Consider the following 15,426-nt stretch of genomic DNA (forward strand, 5'->3'; position numbering starts at 1 on the left):
GGGCGGAGCCGGGCACTCTCCGGCACGCTGGTCAGATGAGTGTGTGGCAGCTCGTCGCCGTCGGCCTGGTCATGCTGCTGGGTCTGGTCGGCGTCCTGCTGCCGGGTGTGCCGGGGCAGGCGATCGTCTGGGCGGCGGTGCTGTGGTGGGCGCTCACCGACATGACGCCGGCCGCCTGGGGCGTCCTGATCGGCGCGACGGGTCTGATGCTGCTGAACCAGGCCCTCAAACCGCTGCTGCCGCCCCGCCGCCCGGGTGAGTCGGGGGCGCCCCGCCGGACGTTGATGATCGGCGGGGTCGCGGGGATCGTCGGCTTCTTCGTGGTGCCCGTGGTGGGCGGGGTCCTCGGGTACGTGGGAGCCATCTTCGGGGCGGAGCGGCTGCGCCTGGGCAGCCGGGGTGCGGCCTGGACGTCGGTGCGCTCGGTGATGCGGGCGACGGGCTACGCGGTGCTGGTGGAGCTGTTCTGCTGCCTGCTGGTGGCGGGCGCCTGGCTGGGCACGGTGCTCTGGGGCTGATGATGGGGGCGCCCGGCGCCCCCGGGTCAGCTCAGCGCATCCACCTGCGAACCCGCCGTCTCCAGATGGCGTACGGCGTACGAGCGCCAGGGCCGCCACCGTTCGGCGCCCGGTGTTCGGTACGGGTCCACGTCCGGGTCGCCGAGCGCCCGTATCCGGATCAGGGCGGCGGTGGACCGGCCCATCCCGGGCAGCGCCAGCAGCGTCTCCTCCGCCGCGTCCCGGTCGGCCCCGGCGTCCAGCCGCAGCCGGCCGTCGGCGAGCGCGGTGGCGAGGGCCCGCAGCGCCGGGTCCTCGGCGGAACCGGCGAGCACGTCCGGCTCCGGGAACAGGTGGGTGAGCCCGCCGCAGGGCACGTCCAGCGCCTTCCCGTACCGCTCGACCAGCTCCCCGGCCCCCGCGCGCCCCACCAGGGTCCGCACCGCGGCCTCCTCCGGGTCCGCCGCGCCCGGCGAGCGCAGCCCGGGGCGGGCCGCGACCAGCGGGGCGAGCCGAGGGTCGGCGGCCAGCACCTCGTCCACGGCGTACGGGTCGGCGTCCAGGTCGAACAGGCGGCGCACCCGCTGGACGGCGGTCGTCAGGTCGCGCAGGTCGGTGAGCTGGATCCGGGCCTCCAGCCAGGGGCCGCCGGGCGAGGCCTCGTCGATCTCGGCGAGGCCGGAGCCGTACGGCAGCCGGAGGGTGCGCCGGTAGGTGCGGGAGCCGGGCCTCCCCGCCACCTCCTCGACCCGGGCGACCGCCTCGGCGGCCAGCAGGTCGAACAGGGCGGCGGTGGCGTACGGACCCCGGTGGGCGAGCCGCAGCGGGATACCGGCCCGCAGCCCCTCGTGGCGTCCGCCCGCGAGCCCCGTGCCCGCTTCGGCGCGCAGGGCGCTGGGGGTGCGGGCGTAGATCTGCCGGATGGTGTCGTTGAACTGCCGCACGCTGGCGAACCCGGCGGCGAAGGCGATCTCGGTGACGGGCAGCGGGGTGGTCTGGAGGAGCACCCGGGCGGTGTGGGAGCGCTGGGCGCGGGCGAGCGCGACGGGTCCCGCGCCCAGCTCGGCGGTGAGCTGGCGCTGGACCTGCCGGGCGCTGTAGCCGAGCCGCCCGGCGAGTCCGGGGACGCCTTCGCGGTCGACGACGCCGTCGCCGATCAGGCGCATGGCCCGGCCGACGACGTCCGCGCGGACGTTCCACTCGGCGGAGCCGGGCACGGCGTCCGGGCGGCAGCGGCGGCAGGCCCGGAAGCCGCCGGCCTGGGCCGCCGCCGCGGTCGGGTAGAAGCGCACGTTGGCGCGTTTGGGGGTGACGGCGGGACAGCTGGGCCGGCAGTAGATGCCGGTGGTCACGACGGCGAAGAAGAACGCGCCGTCGAACCGTGCGTCGCGGCTGCTCACCGCCTCGTACCTGGTCCGTTCGTCCATCACACCGTCCAGTGTGCGGCAGCCGGGGCTGCCGCACTCGCGGGATTCGGACGTCGAACCCGTGCGCCTTCGGGCTACCGCACCCGGCCGCGCTTGGCCTGCATGGCCGCGCGCCCCTCCGCGCCCTTGCGCTTCCAGTCCCGCAGGATCTCGGCGCGTACCCGGGCATCGGTCTTGGCGACGATCCGCTGGTTCTCGCGGATCAGCTTGCGGTAGCTCTCCAGCCGCCGCTCGGGCAGGGTGCCGTCCTCCAGGGCGCCGAGGACGGCACACCCCGGCTCGGCCTCGTGGGCGCAGTCGTGGAACCGGCACTCCGCGGCCAGCTCCTCGATCTCGGAGAACACCTCCCCGACCCCGGTTTCGGCGTCGAAGAGACCGACGCCGCGCAGCCCGGGGGTGTCGATGAGGACGCCTCCCTGCGGCAGGAGCAGGAGGTTGCGGGTCGTGGTGGTGTGCCGGCCCTTTCCGTCGACGTCACGGGCCGCCCGCACGTCCATCACGTCCTGGCCGAGCAGGGTGTTGGCCAGGGTGGACTTGCCCGCGCCGGAGATGCCGAGCAGCACGCTCGTACCGCCGGAGACGATGGCGCCGAAGACGTCGACCCCTTCGCCGGTGGTGGAGCTGACGGGCAGGACCTGGATGCCGGGGGCGATGGCCTCGATGTCCTGGACGAGGTGGGAGAGGGTGACCGCGTCGGGCACCAGGTCGGCCTTGGTCAGGACCACGATCGGCTGGGGCCGGTGTTCCCCGGCTGAGCCGTCGCCCAGCAGCGCGGTGCCCTCGGAGCTGGACAGGGCGAGCGCGAGGAACCGCTCGACCCGCCCGAGGTCCAGCTCGACGGCGAGCGAGACGCAGATGGCGATGTGGTCGATGTTGGTGGCGAGCACCTGGCCCTCGGACCGCTGCGAGGAGGTCGAGCGGACGAAGGCGGTACGGCGCGGCAGCAGCGTACGGACGAAGCGCGGGTCGCCGTCCGCGTCGAGCGCCACCCAGTCGCCGGTGCAGACGATCCGCATCGGGTCACGGGGCACGACGAAGGCGGTGTCGGCGCGGACGGTGCCGTCGGCGGTGATCACGTCGCACTGCCCGCGGTCCACGCGCACGACCCGGCCGGGCACGAGCCCCTGGGCGGCGTACGAGGAGAAGGCCGCCGCCCAGTCCTCGTCCCAGCCGTACGGAGTCAGCGAGGACGCGGAAGAGGAGAAGGAGGAAAGAGAGGAAGACGAGAAAGACAAGGGAAACCCTTCACAGGGTGGCCCCGGCACGCGCGCTCGGCGCGGATGAGGAGAGAAGTGGTCAGCCGGTGGCCACGGGGATGAGGACGATGCTCTTCCGGTTGTGGGCAGTGCCCATCGCAACGACAGTCATCAATGTCCTCACCTCCTGATTCCTCTGGTTCCCGGTCCCCGGAACTGGCTTCCGACGGAACGGTGATCACCCTAGCCCGTCCTCCGGGAGCACCGTCAACCGATTTATCCGGGACCACGGTCGGGGGACGTTCGAGCGGGCACATTCGCGACAGATGGCCGTGATCTCCCTCGATCGGGTGATACGTGTGCATGAGCCCCGGTCCGGGGCCGTTAGGGTGCCGAGCATGACCACACCCCAGGCCTCCTCCGTGACGTTCACCCCGGCCCAGTTGGGCACCCAGATCCTGATCGGCTGGAGCGGCCGACAGCCCGACGCGGACCAGGACACCGCCTTCCTCCTCGCCTATTCGCTGGGCGACGGGCAGGACGGTCCGGTGGTCGGCCGCGAGGCCATGCGCGCCGCGCTGGAGCGTGCGGGGCTCCACATCGGCGGTTCGATCCAGGACGCCGCCGAGAGCCCGGGCATCCAGGCGAAGCTCCTCGTCCAGGCGGGTCAGGCCGTCCTGACCCTGCCTCACCTCAGCGCGCAGTACCCGGCCCCCGCGGAGTGGCTGGCCGCCGCCCAGGCGCAGGGCCAGGTGTACGGGATGTTCGCCACGACGCCGTGGCCGGAGGCGGTTCCCGGGCAGCCGGTCAGCGAGGACCAGTTGCGGGCCTTCGCCGCCGACGAGGAAGTCGTCCGCACCGCCGCCCACTGCCTGCTCCCGGTCCGCTCCCTGGGCTGAGGAACGTCACCGCCCCGCGTAAGCGACGAGGCCCACCACCCCCCGTGGAGTGGTGGGCCTCGTCGTGTACGCGGTGCCGTGCCGAAGTCGTGTGCACGGTGCCGTGCCGAACGAGAACGGGCGGGCCGAGGAGGATCCTCGGCCCGCCCGCGCCGACTGCGTCAGGCTGGGGTGCGTCAGTTGTTGCCGACGCCGTTGCCCGAGAGGACCGGGATGTCGTCCAGGATGTGCGACAGCGGCTCGTCGCCCTTGGCCTGGGTGGAGTTGTCGGCGCACTGCTGGTTCTGCGGGTTGGACAGGACGTTGACGTCCTGGACCGCGATCGGCACGACACCGACGAGCGAGCCGACGTTCGCCTTGAGGGGCAGGCCGACGCAGAGCTTGTTCAGGGTGCCCTGAACGAGCTGGTTCTGCGGGCTCCAGTCGCCCTTCGTCTCCGCGTTGCCGATCTCCGACTCGGCGCCGTTCCCGTTGAGGGTGGTGGTGCCGCCGTCGTTGCCGATCGCCATGGCCGTGGGAGCCGCGACTGCGGACAGACCGAGCAGGGACACGGCCACTGCAGCGCCGGCCATCATCTTCTTCATCAACTTCACCTTTCGGAGCGTCCCGTTGTGGAACGTACTGATCAACTGCCGTTGTCCCTGATCGGTTGCGCAGTACCACTCATATGGGTTCGTTCCGGCGCAAGGTCGACGCTTCCGGTCACTGTCCGTCCGTCTCAGGCCCGGGGGCCTGGCCCGCGGTCCGCGCGGCCGGCACGAATCCACCGCGGCGGGGGGCCGGGTCCTGGTGCGGTTCCGCCAGGGGGTGGCCGCCGCCGGCCGCCTGCCATTCGGCGACGAGCCGGTCGTAGATCGGTGTGCCGCCGCCCGGCGCGGGCCACCGTTCGGCGCTCTGCGGGGTCTGACTGTCGTACGGATCCATGCCGGTGCCCTACCCGGCCCGGCAGGGGCCGTCATCCGGGGTTACGGCATCCGGCCCAACCGGTTGACCCGACCGGAGACATGGGCACACGACGAGGGGCCGGCCCGTCCGGTGCGGCGAGGAACGGTCGCCGTACGGATGGGCCGGCCCCAGATGGTCACCGGGAGCGGACCGGGGTCACGCGGTCTCAGCTGTTGCCGGCGCCGTTGCCCGAGAGGATCGGGATGTCGTTCAGGAGGTGCGACAGGGCCTCGTCGCCCTTGGCCTGGGTGGAGTTCTCGGTGCACTGCTGGTTCTGCGGGGAGGACAGGACGTTGATGTCCTGGACGGAGATCGGCACGAGGCCGAGCAGCGAGCCGACGTTCGCCTTGGCCGGGAGGGCGATGCAGGGCTTGTTCAGCGAGCCCTGGATGAGGGCGAACTGCGGGCTCCAGTCACCGTGGGTCTCGGAGTTGCCGTAGGCCTGCGAGGCGCCGTTGCCGTTGACCGTGGTGGTGCCGCCGTCGTTGGCGATGGCCATGGCCGACGGGGCGGCCGCGGCGGAGACGCCGACGATGGAGACGGCGACGGCCGCCGAGGACATGATCTTCTTGAACATGGAAGAGCCCTTCTCGAAGTGATGCGTATCAGGCGGAGAAGCCTGGGAGATGGTCGTGGTGCGGCGGTCAGCCGCCGAGGGGAACACCGCCGAGCAGCGGGGCGGCGCCCTCGACCGCACCGGTCGCCTGGCCCGCCACCTTGCCGACCGTGCCGTCCTCCGAGAGCGTCTCGGTGGTCTCGGCGGCCGTGTCCACCAGCGGGTCCACGACCTGCGGGGCACTGGCCATCACCTGGTTGAGGCCGCTGTCGAGGCTGAAGTTGGGGGCCGTGGGCGTGGGAGCCGCGAAGGCGGGAGCGGCCGTTCCGAGGGCAGCCATGGAACCGACAACGAGGGCGGCGGTCTTCGCGTACTTCACTTTTCTGGTTCCCTTCTGCGCGGCGTCTGCTTCGGTCACGTCTCCGTGCCGCACACAAGCTTTCTTTACCTGTGACTTCTGCCGCTTTCCCACTGATCAACGATCGGCCCGCTTCCGGGAAACTGTGGGGCGCGGAATTTCTCCGACCTCGTCCACGAAAAGGCCCCGGACAGCATGTGCCGTCCGGGGCCCACCGACTGCGGGCCGGGAAGCCCGGCCGGCCGGGGAGTTACTGGTTGATGCAGGTGTTGCCGAACGCCGGGTTCAGGGCACCGATCACGTTGACGGTGTTGCCGCAGACGTTGACCGGAATGTGGATCGGGGCCTGGAGGATGTTGCCCGACAGCACGCCCGGGGAGTGGGTGGCAATGGCTTCGGCGCCCGAGTCGGCCATGGCCGGCGCGGCGACGCCCATCGCCATGAACGTACCGGCGGCGACAGCGGCAACCTTGGTGAACTTCACTTTTCTTACCTTTCCTCGGCGGAGTCCGGTGCGGTCACGACTGTCGTGCCCCGCCCGAGCCGGATACTGAATCACTCACGACTCCTGCACTGTCCTGCGTAACGACGAGCACCCGGAATCGGAACTGTTCGTCGGGCGGATTTCTGGATATCCCCTCGAATGCCGCAGTAGCGTCCCGGTAAAGCAACGGGCCCGGGCCGCTCGGTGGAGGAACGCCGAGGGCCCGGGCCCGAGTAGGGCGGCTGCGGGTCAGTTGTTGCCGACGCCGTTGCCGGAGAGGATCGGGATGTCCTCCAGGATGTGCGACAGCGCCTCGTCACCCTTCGCCTGGGTGGAGTTCTCGGTGCACTGCTGGTTCTGCGGGGAGGACAGGACGTTGATGTCCTGGACCGCGACCGGCACGAGACCGATGAGCGAACCGACGTTCGCCTTGGCCGGGAGGGCGATGCAGGGCTTGTTCAGCGAGCCCTGGACGAGCGCGAACTGCGGGCTCCAGTCACCGTGGGTCTCGGAGTTGCCGTACGACTGCGAGGCGCCGTTGCCGTTGACCGAGGTGGTGCCGCCGTCGTTGGCGATGGCCATGGCCTGCGTCGCACCGAGACCGAGGATGGAGGCGGCGACAGCGCCCGTAGCCAGAACCTTCTTGATCACGATTAACCCTTCTCGAACTGGTTGCCCCGTGGCGGAGCACCCTGGTCAACTCGCCACGCGCCATGAGGTTCCGCCCCTTCACCCGAATGCCGGACACGAGGGGCCCCGCAGCCCCCTCCGTGCGGTCATTTCGCAGGGCATCCCGTTCCCGTTCGTGAAGGAATTGCACAGGCCCTCTCCGACATATTTCGCCCGAACGGGTGGGCGAGCGGCGGCGCCCGTGACGCCGCGCGGCAGTCGCGACGGATACCCGAGCGCCGTCAACACCAGCGAAGAGCAGCACAGTTGAGGGCGAATCGTTTTTCTTGTTCCGTGACCCGGGATGGCCGGGATACAGGGGTGCCACCCGTTCGGGTGATTACACAATTTCCACGCAACTCCAAGTTTCCCGCGTGACGTCTGTGTCGTTATGGCAGTCGTCCAGCGCGCACGTCTTCACCACTTTCACCATGGCTTCCCGCCGGATCCGGCTGTGCAGCGGCTCCGCCCGATGGCTGCCCGTTGTCCGCGCGCGAAGCACCCACGCGATGTCCTCGCGAATGTCCTCAGAAAGGGCAAGTAATGCGACAGGTTTTGAAGAGAAGCATGATCGTCATGGCGGCCGCATCGGGCCTCCTGGCGGCCGTGGGCGGCACCGCGCACGCCGACGCGTCGGCCGAGGGCGCGGCCGTCGGTTCGCCGGGGGTCGGTTCGGGCAACGTCGCACAGGTGCCGGTACACGTCCCGGTGAATGTGTGCGGCAACACCGTCAATGTGATCGCTCTGCTGAACCCGGCGTTCGGCAACAAGTGCGTCAACACCGATGGCCCGAAGCACGAACACCCGCCGGTGGACGAGCCGCCCGTGGACGAGCCCCCGGTCGATGAACCGCCGGTCGATGAGCCTCCCGTGGACGAGCCGCCGGTCGATGAGCCGCCGGTGGACGAACCGCCCGTGGACGAGCCTCCCGTCGACGAACCGCCGGTGGACGAGCCGCCGGTCGACGAACCGCCCGTGGACGAGCCGCCCGTGGACGAGCCGCCGGTCGACGAGCCCCCGGTCGACGAGCCCCCGGTGGACCAGCCCCCCGTCGACGAACCGCCGACCGACACGCCCGGAACCGACACTCCCGGCTCGGACACGCCCGGGTCCGACACGCCCGGCTCCAACACCCCGGACGCGCACCTGGCCGACACCGGCGCCGCCGACCTGGGCCTGGCCGCCGGCGCGAGTGCCGCGCTCCTGCTCGGCGGTGCGGTGCTGATGCGCCGCACCCGGGACGCGCGGGACTGACAGAGCTCCTGCGGGGAACGAGGTCCGGCCGGACAGCAGGGACTGTCCGGCCGGACCTTCCGTGTGTGCGGCGGCCCGTCTCCCGGGAAGGCGGGGGCGGGCGAGGGACGATGGCCACGGCACCGCGACGCATCGCGCACCGCGCGGAACGCCGAGGGACGCACGGGACGGGCGGGACGACGGGAAGGGCCGGGGACGTGGCAGCAGCGTTACGCATCGGGGTGATCGGCGGCAGCATCGCGGGGTGCGCGGCGGCCGTCGCGGGCTCGCGGGCCGGGGCGGACGTCACCGTGTACGAACGGAGCGGCGCCGAACTCCAGGACCGGGGCTTCGGCATCGTGATTCCACCGCCGCTCCACGCGGAGCTGGTCGGGTCCGGGTATCTGGGCGCGGACCTGCCGACGGCTCCCGTCGGGACGCGGGTCTGGCTGACGCGGGAGCCGGGCGGGCGGTCGACCCGTGAGCTGGCCCGTCAGCCCTCCCCCGTGACCCCGTGCAACTGGGGTCTGCTGTGGCGGTCGTTGCGTGCGAGCGCCGCGACCGCGCGCTATCTCCGGGGCGAGCCGGTGACCTCGCTCCGGGCGGACGCGACCGGGCGGGCGGTGATCACCTCCGCGCGGGGCGAGGAGCCGTACGACGTGGTCGTGGGCGCCGACGGGCACGCCTCGGCCACCCGGCCGTTGCTCGCACCGGGGCTTCGGCCGGAGCCCGCCCCGTACCTGGTCTGGCGAGGCGCGATCCCGCTCGGCGCGCTGGCCGGGCACCCCCGGGAGCTGGACCTGCTGCGCGGCGCGTGGGTGACCCTGGGCTTCCCCGGCGGGCACGGCATCTTCTACCTGATCCCCGGCGGCCCGCAGGACGGCGACGGCAGCACGGGGGCGGGCAACCGGCTGCTCGCGTACGCCATTTACGGCCGGCCGCCCGAGGGCGCCGAGCCCGGACCGTACGTCCAGGAGCTGGCGCGGGAGCACTTTCCGGCGGCCTGGGCGGACATCGTGGCGCGGGGCGGCCGTCGGGCGACGGCCTGCCATCCGGTCGCCGATGTGCAGGCTCCCCGGGTCGCCCGCCCGCCCCTGCTGCTGGCCGGGGACGCGGCCGGCGTGACCAGGCCGCACACGGCGACCGGCGCGGTCAAGGCACTCCAGGACGCCCTGTGCCTGGAGCGGGTCCTGCGCGAGGGGCCGGACCCCGCCACGGCGCTGGAACGGTACGCGGACGAACGCACGTCGGCGGGCGCCCGGTTGGTGGAGCTGGGCCGCCGGATGGGACGCGCCCTGGTCGAGGAGGTCCCCGACTGGGCGGCCATGGGGCAGGACGAGGTGGACGTCTGGTTCCGCCGGGTGCTGGCCGGGACGTGGCACTACCTCTACGAGGAGCCCGGGGAAGCCGCCGAACCCGAGGCGGGCCCGGAGGCGGCCGTCGGCCGGTGAGGCGGATCCGCGCGAACCGCCCTCAGTCCGCGATGCGTTCGAAGACCGCGGCGAGGCCCTGGCCGCCGCCGATGCACATCGTCTCCAGGCCGTACCGGGCCTCGCGGCGGTGGAGTTCGCGGGTGAGGGTGGCGAGGATGCGGGCTCCGGTGGCGCCGACCGGGTGGCCGAGCGAGATGCCGGAGCCGTTGACGTTGATCCGCTGCTCGTGGTCCTTCTCGCCGAGGCCCAGCTCCCGTGTGCACGCGAGGACCTGGGCGGCGAACGCTTCGTTCAGCTCGATCAGGTCCAGGTCGGCGAGGGCGAGGCCCGCCCGGTCGAGGGCGGTGCGGGTGGCGGCGACGGGGGCGATGCCCATGGTCGCGGCGGGCACCCCGGCGCGGGCGAACGAGACGAGGCGGACGAGCGGGGTGAGGCCGAGGCGTCCGGCGGTCTCGGTGCTGGTCACCAGGCAGGCGGCGGCCGCGTCGTTCTGGCCGCTGGCGTTGCCCGCGGTGACGGTGGCGTCCGGGTCGGACTTCGCCATCACGGGTCGGAGGGCGGCGAGTTGCTCGGCCGTCGTGTCGGGCCGGGGGTGTTCGTCGGTGGTGAGGATCGTCTCGCCCTTGCGGGTGCGTACGGTGACGGGGACGGTCTCCGCGTCGTAGCGGCCCTCGGCGGCGGCGCGGGCGGCCCGCGCCTGCGAGCGCAGCGCCAGGGCGTCCTGGTCGGCGCGGCCGATGCCGTACTCGCGGCGCAGGTTCTCCGCCGTCTCGATCATGCCGCCGGGGACCGGGTGGTTGACGCCTCCGGCGGTGACGCGGCCCCGGGCGAGGGCGTCGTGGAGCTGGAGGCCGGGGCCCTTGATGCCCCATCGTCCGTCGTGGGTGTAGTAGGGGGCGGCGCTCATCACGTCGACGCCGCCCGCGATCACGACGTCGCTGAACCCGGCGCGGATCTGCATCGCCGCGTCCAGCACCGCCTGGAGCCCGGAGCCGCAGCGGCGGTCGATCTGGGAGCCGGTGACCGTGGTGGGCAGTCCGGCGTCCAGGGCGGCGACCCGGCCGATGGCGGGGGCCTCGCTGGTCGGGTAGGCGTGGCCGAGGATCACCTCGTCGACCCGGTCGGGATCGATACCGGTGCGGGTGACGATCTCCGCGATGACGCGTGCGGCCAGCGCGGCCGGGGTCTGCTGGGCCAAGGCCCCGCCGAACCGGCCGATGGGGGTGCGCAGGGGTTCGCAGATGACGACGTCGAGCGGCACGGAGGGCCTTTCCTGGGGTCGGGGGCGGCGGGACCGGGGCATGTCGTGGTGGGTGAGTGGTGCGGTGGGACGACCTTCGCATCCGGCACTGAGTCGGTCCAATATCGAATCCGCACCGGACTGAGAGGTCTTGCGTCTCAATCGGGCGAACGCACGGGTGTCGGCAGCGCTTCCTCCGCCACCGCGAGCACCGCGCGCAGGGCGGCGGAGGGGTTGTCCGCGCGCCAGGCCAGGGCGGCGCGGAGGCGGACGGTCGGGCCGGCGAGGGGGCGGTAGACCAGGCCGTTCTGCTGGATGTGCTGGACGGAGGTGACCGTGAGGGTGACCCCGACCCCGGCGGCGACCAGGGCGAGGATCGTGTACGAGTCGGGGGCCTCCTGGACGATGCGCGGGGTGAATCCGGCGCCCTCGCAGGCCTCGGTCATGGCGTCGCGGACGGTGGAGCCGGAGTTGGCGGGGAAGGAGACGAACGGTTCCCCGGCGAGCACGTCGAGGGGCACGGTCTCCCGCCGGGCGAGCGGGTGGTCGGAGGGCAGGGCGCAGACCAGCTCCTCCTCGTCGATCACCCGGTGGGCGACGCCGGGGCGGGTCACCGGGAGCCGGACGAAGCCGAGGTCCAGGGAGCCGTCGGCGACCCGGGACAGGGCGGTGTTGGCGTAGGTCTGGCCGGTCATGACGAGTTCGAGACCGGGGTGGGCGGCGCGCACGGCCCGGGTGAGCCGGGGCAGCGTCTCGTGGCTGGAGGCCCCGGCGAAACCGATGGTGACCCGGCCGTACTCGCCGGTCCCCGCCGATCTGGCCGCCCGGACGGCGGTGTCCAGATCGTCCAGGACGGTCCGTACGGGTTCGAGGAAGGACTCCCCCGCGCTGGTGAGCCGGACCGAGCGGGTGTTGCGGTGGAAGAGCTGGACGCCGAGTTCCCTCTCCAGCTGGCGGATCTGCTGGCTCAGCGGAGGCTGGGCCATCTGGAGCCGCTTGGCGGCGCGGCCGAAGTGCAGCTCCTCGGCGACGGCGAGGAACGCGTTGAGGTGGCGTAGTTCCATATTGATACTCCTGGCGTCTCGATCCGACCCTAATTCGGTATTGGACAGCCATCAATGGTGCTGACACCGTGGGGGCGGCACATACGGAGGGTGAGGGGCGCGGTGGAGCGGACGGCCGGGGCGGGCGGAGTGGCCGGCAAGGTCATGTCGATGCGGGAGGCCGTCGCCGCCTTCGTCCACGACGGGGACACCGTGAGCCTCGAAGGGTTCACCCATCTCATCCCGACCGCCGCCGGACACGAGATCATCCGGCAGGGCCGCCGGGATCTCACGGTCGTCCGGATGACGGCGGACATCGTGGTGGACCAGATGCTCGCCGCCGGCTGCGTGACGCGGCTGGTCTCCTCGTTCGTGGGCAACTCCTCCGCCGGTTCGCTCGGAGAGCTGCGGCGGCGGATCGAGCACGCCGATCCGGAGCCGCTGGCGTTCGAGGAGTACAGCCACTACGGGATGGTGTGCCGGTATCTCGCCGGTGCGCAGCGGCTGCCGTTCCACCCGCTGCGTTCGTACGCCGGCAGCGACCTGCCTTCCGTGAACCCCGGTATCCGCAAGGTCACTTCGCCCTACCCGGCCGCAGACGGCTCCACCGAGGAGATCTACGTCGTACCGCCCGTCCACCCGGACGTGACGTTCATCCACGCCCAGCGTGCCGACCGCCGGGGCAACACCCAGATCTGGGGGCTGACCGGGGTCCAGGCCGAGGCGGTGTACGCGGCGGAGAAGGCGGTCGTGGTGGTGGAGGAGCTGGTGGCGGACGAGGTGATCCGCGCGGACCCGAACCGCACCCTCGTCCCCGCCCACGCGGTGGACGCCGTGGTGGTCTGTCCGCGCGGGGCGCACCCGTCGTTCGCGCAGGGCTACTACGACCGGGACAACGCCTTCTACCGGGCCTGGTCCGCGATCAGCGGGGATCCGGCGCGGCTGCGGGGCTGGCTGGAGGAGTGGGTGTACGGGACCGCCGACCATGCCGCGTACGTGGCGAAGCTGGGCGGGGAGTTCTGGGCGGGGCTGGCGGTCGGCGAGGCGCCGAGCGGGTCGGTGGACTACGGGAGGCGACGGTGAGTGACCGCCTCGCGGGGGCCGCGCGGCCCGTCACCTCCTCCGAGCTGCTCTCCGTCGTCGCCGCGCGCGAACTGGCGGGCCGACGCACGGTGTTCGCGGGGATCGGGCTGCCTACGCTCGCGACCGAGCTGGCGCGGCTGACCGTCGCTCCGGGCATCGAGGTGGTGTACGAGTCCGGGGTCTGCGGCGCGCACCCCTCCCATCTGCCGGAGACCATCGCGGACGCCGTCCTCATCACGGGGGCCGAGGCGGTGGTGTCCATGGCCACGCTGTTCGGCTCGGTGCTCCAGGGCGGGCACATCGACGTGGGCTTCCTGGGGGCCGCGCAGATCGACCGGTGGGGCAACCTCAACACCTCGGTGATCGGGGAGTGGAAGCGCCCCTCGGTCCGGCTGCCGGGTTCCGGAGGCGCGGTCGAGGTGATGGCGAACGCCCGGGAGGTGTTCGTGGTGATGCGCCGCCACACCCCGCGCTCCTTCGCGGACGTGCTGGACTTCTGTACGACGCCGGGGCCCGACCGGGCGCTCGCGGACGGCATCCGTCCGCTCGGCGCCGGGGTCACCCGGGTCATCACCGAGCTGGGCGTGCTCGCCCGGGCCGGCGTCGGGGACGAGCTGCGGCTGGTCGCCGTGCATCCCGGGGTGAGCGTCGAGCAGGTGCGGGCCGCGACCGGCTGGGAGCTGGAGATCGCCGACCGGCTCACGACCACCGCCCCGCCGACCTCCGCGGAGCTGCGGCTCCTGCGCGACGATGTCGACCCGAACCGTGTCTACCTCCGCTGAAAGGGCCGTAACTGCCATGCGTATCAGGATCGTCGGGGCCGGGGCCATGGGCCGGGGCATCGCCCAGTGGGCGGCGAGCGCGGGACACACCGTGGAGCTGGGCGACGTACGGCCCGAGGCGGTGAAGGAGGCCCTGGACTTCGTCGCGTCGATGCTGGACCGGGCGGTCGCGAAGGGCCGGACGACCGCCGCCGACCGGGACGCGGCGGTGGCCCGGCTGGTGCCGCTCGCCGAGCCGTGGGCGGCGGGCCCGGACGTGGAGCTGGTGATCGAGGCCGTACGGGAGGACCTGGAGACCAAGGCCGAGGTGTTCGGGAAGCTGGAGCGGGCGCTGCCCGCCTCCGCCGTCTTCGCGACGAACACCTCGTCGCTGTCGGTGACCCGGATCGCCGCGACCCTCCAGGACCCCTCCCGTCTGGCCGGGCTGCACTTCTTCAACCCGGTGCCGCTGATGCGGATCGTCGAGGTGGTGCCGGGCGCGGCCACCCGCCCGGAGATCCCGGACCTGCTCACCGCGCTGGTGGAGGGGTGCGGGCACCGGGCGGTGACCGTCGCCGACACCCCCGGATTCCTGGTCAACCACGCCGGTCGGGGGCTGGTGACCGAGGCGCTGGCGCTGCTGGAGGAGTCGGTGGCGGACCCGGCGGAGATCGACCGGATCGCCCGGGACGTGCTGGGGCTGCGCATGGGCCCCTTCGAACTGATGGATCTGACCGGCCTCGACGTGACGGCCGCGGTGATCGACTCGATCTGGCAGGGCTTCCGGTACGAGGACCGGCTGCGCCCGTCCTTCCTGACCCCGAACCGGGTGGTGGCGGGGCTGCACGGCCGCAAGACGGGCCGCGGCTGGTACGCGTACGGCGACGGGGCGTCCGGCCCCGCCCCGGAGAGCCCGGTCACCGGGGACGCCGACCGCCCGGTGTTCCTCGCCTCGGCCGGGCGACCGGAGACGGTGACGTACGAGAAGGAGCTGACGGCGTCCCTGGAGGCCGCGGGGGTCCGCGTCGAGCGGGGTGCGGGGCCGTCGGCGGAGGCCGTGGTGCTGGTGCCCGTCTGGGGGACGCCGGTGTCGGCGGCGGTCGCGGAGGGCGGGCTGCCCCGGGAGCGTACGTTCGGCGTGGAGGTGCTGCCTCCGGCGGGGCGGCGGCGGGTCCTGGCCGTGACGGCGGCCGGTGACCGGGCGGCCGCCCGGGACGCGCGGGCGGTCCTGGCACGGGCGGCCGGGGGCGAGGAGCCGTACGGGGTGTCGGTGGTGCGGGACACCGCGGGTTCGGTCGCGCAGCGGCTGCTGTCCTCCGTCGTCGCGGTGGGCTGCTCGATCGCGGAACGCTCGCTGGCCGCGCCCGCCGACATCGATCTCGCGGTGACCACGGGCCTCGGCTATCCGGCGGGGCCGCTGACGTGGGGCGAGCGGATCGGGGCCGTACGGATGCTGGCGCTCCAGCGGGCCCTGCACGCGTCGACCGGCGATCAGCGCCACCGGCCGACGCGGTGGGTCACGGAGCGGGCCGCCCTGGGGCTCGCACTGACCGATCCGGGGACGTCGCCGGCGGACTGCCTGGGGTGAAGCCCGGAGCGAAC

The 15,426-nt window shown here is 72.8% G+C and carries 17 protein-coding genes; 7 read left to right on the plus strand and 10 right to left on the minus strand.

The annotated features are described in order from the left end of the window. The first annotated feature begins 35 nt into the window (after window positions 1–35). Window positions 36–518 carry a DUF456 domain-containing protein gene (locus tag IE145_RS08795; RefSeq protein ID WP_189520341.1) on the plus strand — a complete coding sequence of 161 codons (483 nt, stop codon included), beginning with the start codon at window positions 36–38 and terminating at the stop codon, window positions 516–518. A gap of 26 nt (window positions 519–544) precedes the next feature. On the opposite strand, the gene IE145_RS08800 is transcribed toward IE145_RS08795, so the two are convergent. Continuing rightward, complete coding sequence (locus IE145_RS08800) at window positions 545–1,924, minus strand: DNA-3-methyladenine glycosylase 2 family protein (protein ID WP_308427799.1); 1,380 nt, start codon at window positions 1,922–1,924, stop codon at window positions 545–547. A gap of 74 nt (window positions 1,925–1,998) precedes the next feature. Beyond that, the gene (gene rsgA, locus IE145_RS08805) at window positions 1,999–3,159 is read right to left on the minus strand and encodes a ribosome small subunit-dependent GTPase A (RefSeq protein ID WP_189520343.1); all 1,161 of its coding nucleotides are present in this window, start codon (window positions 3,157–3,159) and stop codon (window positions 1,999–2,001) included. Between the two features lie 359 nt (window positions 3,160–3,518). Here rsgA and IE145_RS08810 point away from each other — a divergent pair, with 359 nt between their 5' ends. Beyond that, window positions 3,519–4,019 carry a DUF5949 family protein gene (locus IE145_RS08810; protein ID WP_189520344.1) on the plus strand — a complete coding sequence of 167 codons (501 nt, stop codon included), beginning with the start codon at window positions 3,519–3,521 and terminating at the stop codon, window positions 4,017–4,019. A gap of 176 nt (window positions 4,020–4,195) precedes the next feature. Here IE145_RS08810 and IE145_RS08815 read toward each other — a convergent pair whose 3' ends face one another. The 6 genes from IE145_RS08815 to IE145_RS08840 all read right to left on the minus strand — a co-directional run bounded on the left by IE145_RS08815 (window position 4,196) and on the right by IE145_RS08840 (window position 7,013). Then, complete coding sequence (locus IE145_RS08815; protein ID WP_032768043.1) at window positions 4,196–4,603, minus strand: rodlin; 408 nt, start codon at window positions 4,601–4,603, stop codon at window positions 4,196–4,198. 118 nt (window positions 4,604–4,721) lie between these two features. Next, window positions 4,722–4,943, minus strand: a complete 222-nt coding sequence (locus IE145_RS08820; protein WP_189520345.1) for a hypothetical protein — start codon at window positions 4,941–4,943, stop codon at window positions 4,722–4,724. Between the two features lie 187 nt (window positions 4,944–5,130). Then, window positions 5,131–5,541: a rodlin gene (locus IE145_RS08825; protein ID WP_189520346.1), complete on the minus strand. Its 411-nt coding sequence runs from the start codon at window positions 5,539–5,541 to the stop codon at window positions 5,131–5,133. Window positions 5,542–5,608: 67 nt separating this feature from the next. Further along, window positions 5,609–5,899: a hypothetical protein gene (locus tag IE145_RS08830; RefSeq protein WP_189520476.1), complete on the minus strand. Its 291-nt coding sequence runs from the start codon at window positions 5,897–5,899 to the stop codon at window positions 5,609–5,611. Between the two features lie 229 nt (window positions 5,900–6,128). Further along, window positions 6,129–6,362, minus strand: a complete 234-nt coding sequence (locus IE145_RS08835) for a chaplin (protein ID WP_189520347.1) — start codon at window positions 6,360–6,362, stop codon at window positions 6,129–6,131. A gap of 249 nt (window positions 6,363–6,611) precedes the next feature. Further along, the gene (locus IE145_RS08840; RefSeq protein ID WP_006128514.1) at window positions 6,612–7,013 is read right to left on the minus strand and encodes a rodlin; all 402 of its coding nucleotides are present in this window, start codon (window positions 7,011–7,013) and stop codon (window positions 6,612–6,614) included. A 561-nt stretch (window positions 7,014–7,574) separates the two neighbouring features. Between IE145_RS08840 and IE145_RS33850 the strand changes: the two genes are divergently transcribed. Next, window positions 7,575–8,285: a chaplin gene (locus IE145_RS33850; RefSeq protein ID WP_189520348.1), complete on the plus strand. Its 711-nt coding sequence runs from the start codon at window positions 7,575–7,577 to the stop codon at window positions 8,283–8,285. Between the two features lie 197 nt (window positions 8,286–8,482). Next, on the plus strand, window positions 8,483–9,715 hold the full coding sequence (locus IE145_RS08850) for an FAD-dependent monooxygenase (RefSeq protein WP_229825436.1): 1,233 nt from the start codon (window positions 8,483–8,485) through the stop codon (window positions 9,713–9,715). A gap of 22 nt (window positions 9,716–9,737) precedes the next feature. Here IE145_RS08850 and IE145_RS08855 read toward each other — a convergent pair whose 3' ends face one another. Both IE145_RS08855 and IE145_RS08860 read right to left on the minus strand, forming a co-directional pair. Then, a complete protein-coding gene (locus IE145_RS08855; RefSeq protein WP_189520349.1) occupies window positions 9,738–10,958 on the minus strand; it encodes an acetyl-CoA C-acetyltransferase in 1,221 nt (406 codons plus the stop codon). A 137-nt stretch (window positions 10,959–11,095) separates the two neighbouring features. Beyond that, window positions 11,096–12,001 carry a LysR family transcriptional regulator gene (locus tag IE145_RS08860; RefSeq protein WP_189520350.1) on the minus strand — a complete coding sequence of 302 codons (906 nt, stop codon included), beginning with the start codon at window positions 11,999–12,001 and terminating at the stop codon, window positions 11,096–11,098. Window positions 12,002–12,145: 144 nt separating this feature from the next. On the opposite strand from IE145_RS08860, the gene IE145_RS08865 reads away from it, so the two are divergent. The 3 genes from IE145_RS08865 to IE145_RS08875 are packed head-to-tail and all read left to right on the plus strand — an operon-like array spanning window position 12,146 to window position 15,412. After that, the gene (locus IE145_RS08865) at window positions 12,146–13,063 is read left to right on the plus strand and encodes a CoA transferase subunit A (RefSeq protein WP_189520478.1); all 918 of its coding nucleotides are present in this window, start codon (window positions 12,146–12,148) and stop codon (window positions 13,061–13,063) included. Continuing rightward, entirely contained in the window at window positions 13,060–13,845 is a 786-nt protein-coding gene (locus IE145_RS08870) for a CoA-transferase subunit beta (RefSeq protein ID WP_189520351.1), read from the plus strand. Before IE145_RS08865 ends, IE145_RS08870 begins: the two co-directional genes overlap by 4 nt. 16 nt (window positions 13,846–13,861) lie before the next feature. Beyond that, window positions 13,862–15,412: a 3-hydroxyacyl-CoA dehydrogenase gene (locus tag IE145_RS08875; protein WP_189520352.1), complete on the plus strand. Its 1,551-nt coding sequence runs from the start codon at window positions 13,862–13,864 to the stop codon at window positions 15,410–15,412. The last annotated feature ends 14 nt before the right edge of the window (window positions 15,413–15,426 follow it).

The organism is Streptomyces sindenensis (assembly GCF_014649035.1).
Taxonomy (GTDB): Bacteria; Actinomycetota; Actinomycetes; order Streptomycetales; family Streptomycetaceae; genus Streptomyces; species Streptomyces sindenensis.

Excerpts from the sequence above, each read along its gene's own strand:
- IE145_RS08795 (WP_189520341.1), top strand. The coding sequence starts at position 36 with ATGAGTGTGTGGCAGCTCGTCGCCGTCGGCCTGGTCATGCTGCTGGGT.
- IE145_RS08800 (WP_308427799.1), bottom strand. The coding sequence starts at position 1,924 with ATGGACGAACGGACCAGGTACGAGGCGGTGAGCAGCCGCGACGCACGG.
- IE145_RS08810 (WP_189520344.1), top strand. The coding sequence starts at position 3,519 with ATGACCACACCCCAGGCCTCCTCCGTGACGTTCACCCCGGCCCAGTTG.
- IE145_RS08815 (WP_032768043.1), bottom strand. The coding sequence starts at position 4,603 with ATGAAGAAGATGATGGCCGGCGCTGCAGTGGCCGTGTCCCTGCTCGGT.
- IE145_RS08820 (WP_189520345.1), bottom strand. The coding sequence starts at position 4,943 with ATGGATCCGTACGACAGTCAGACCCCGCAGAGCGCCGAACGGTGGCCC.
- IE145_RS08825 (WP_189520346.1), bottom strand. The coding sequence starts at position 5,541 with ATGTTCAAGAAGATCATGTCCTCGGCGGCCGTCGCCGTCTCCATCGTC.
- IE145_RS33850 (WP_189520348.1), top strand. The coding sequence starts at position 7,575 with ATGCGACAGGTTTTGAAGAGAAGCATGATCGTCATGGCGGCCGCATCG.
- IE145_RS08860 (WP_189520350.1), bottom strand. The coding sequence starts at position 12,001 with ATGGAACTACGCCACCTCAACGCGTTCCTCGCCGTCGCCGAGGAGCTG.
- IE145_RS08865 (WP_189520478.1), top strand. The coding sequence starts at position 12,146 with ATGTCGATGCGGGAGGCCGTCGCCGCCTTCGTCCACGACGGGGACACC.
- IE145_RS08875 (WP_189520352.1), top strand. The coding sequence starts at position 13,862 with ATGCGTATCAGGATCGTCGGGGCCGGGGCCATGGGCCGGGGCATCGCC.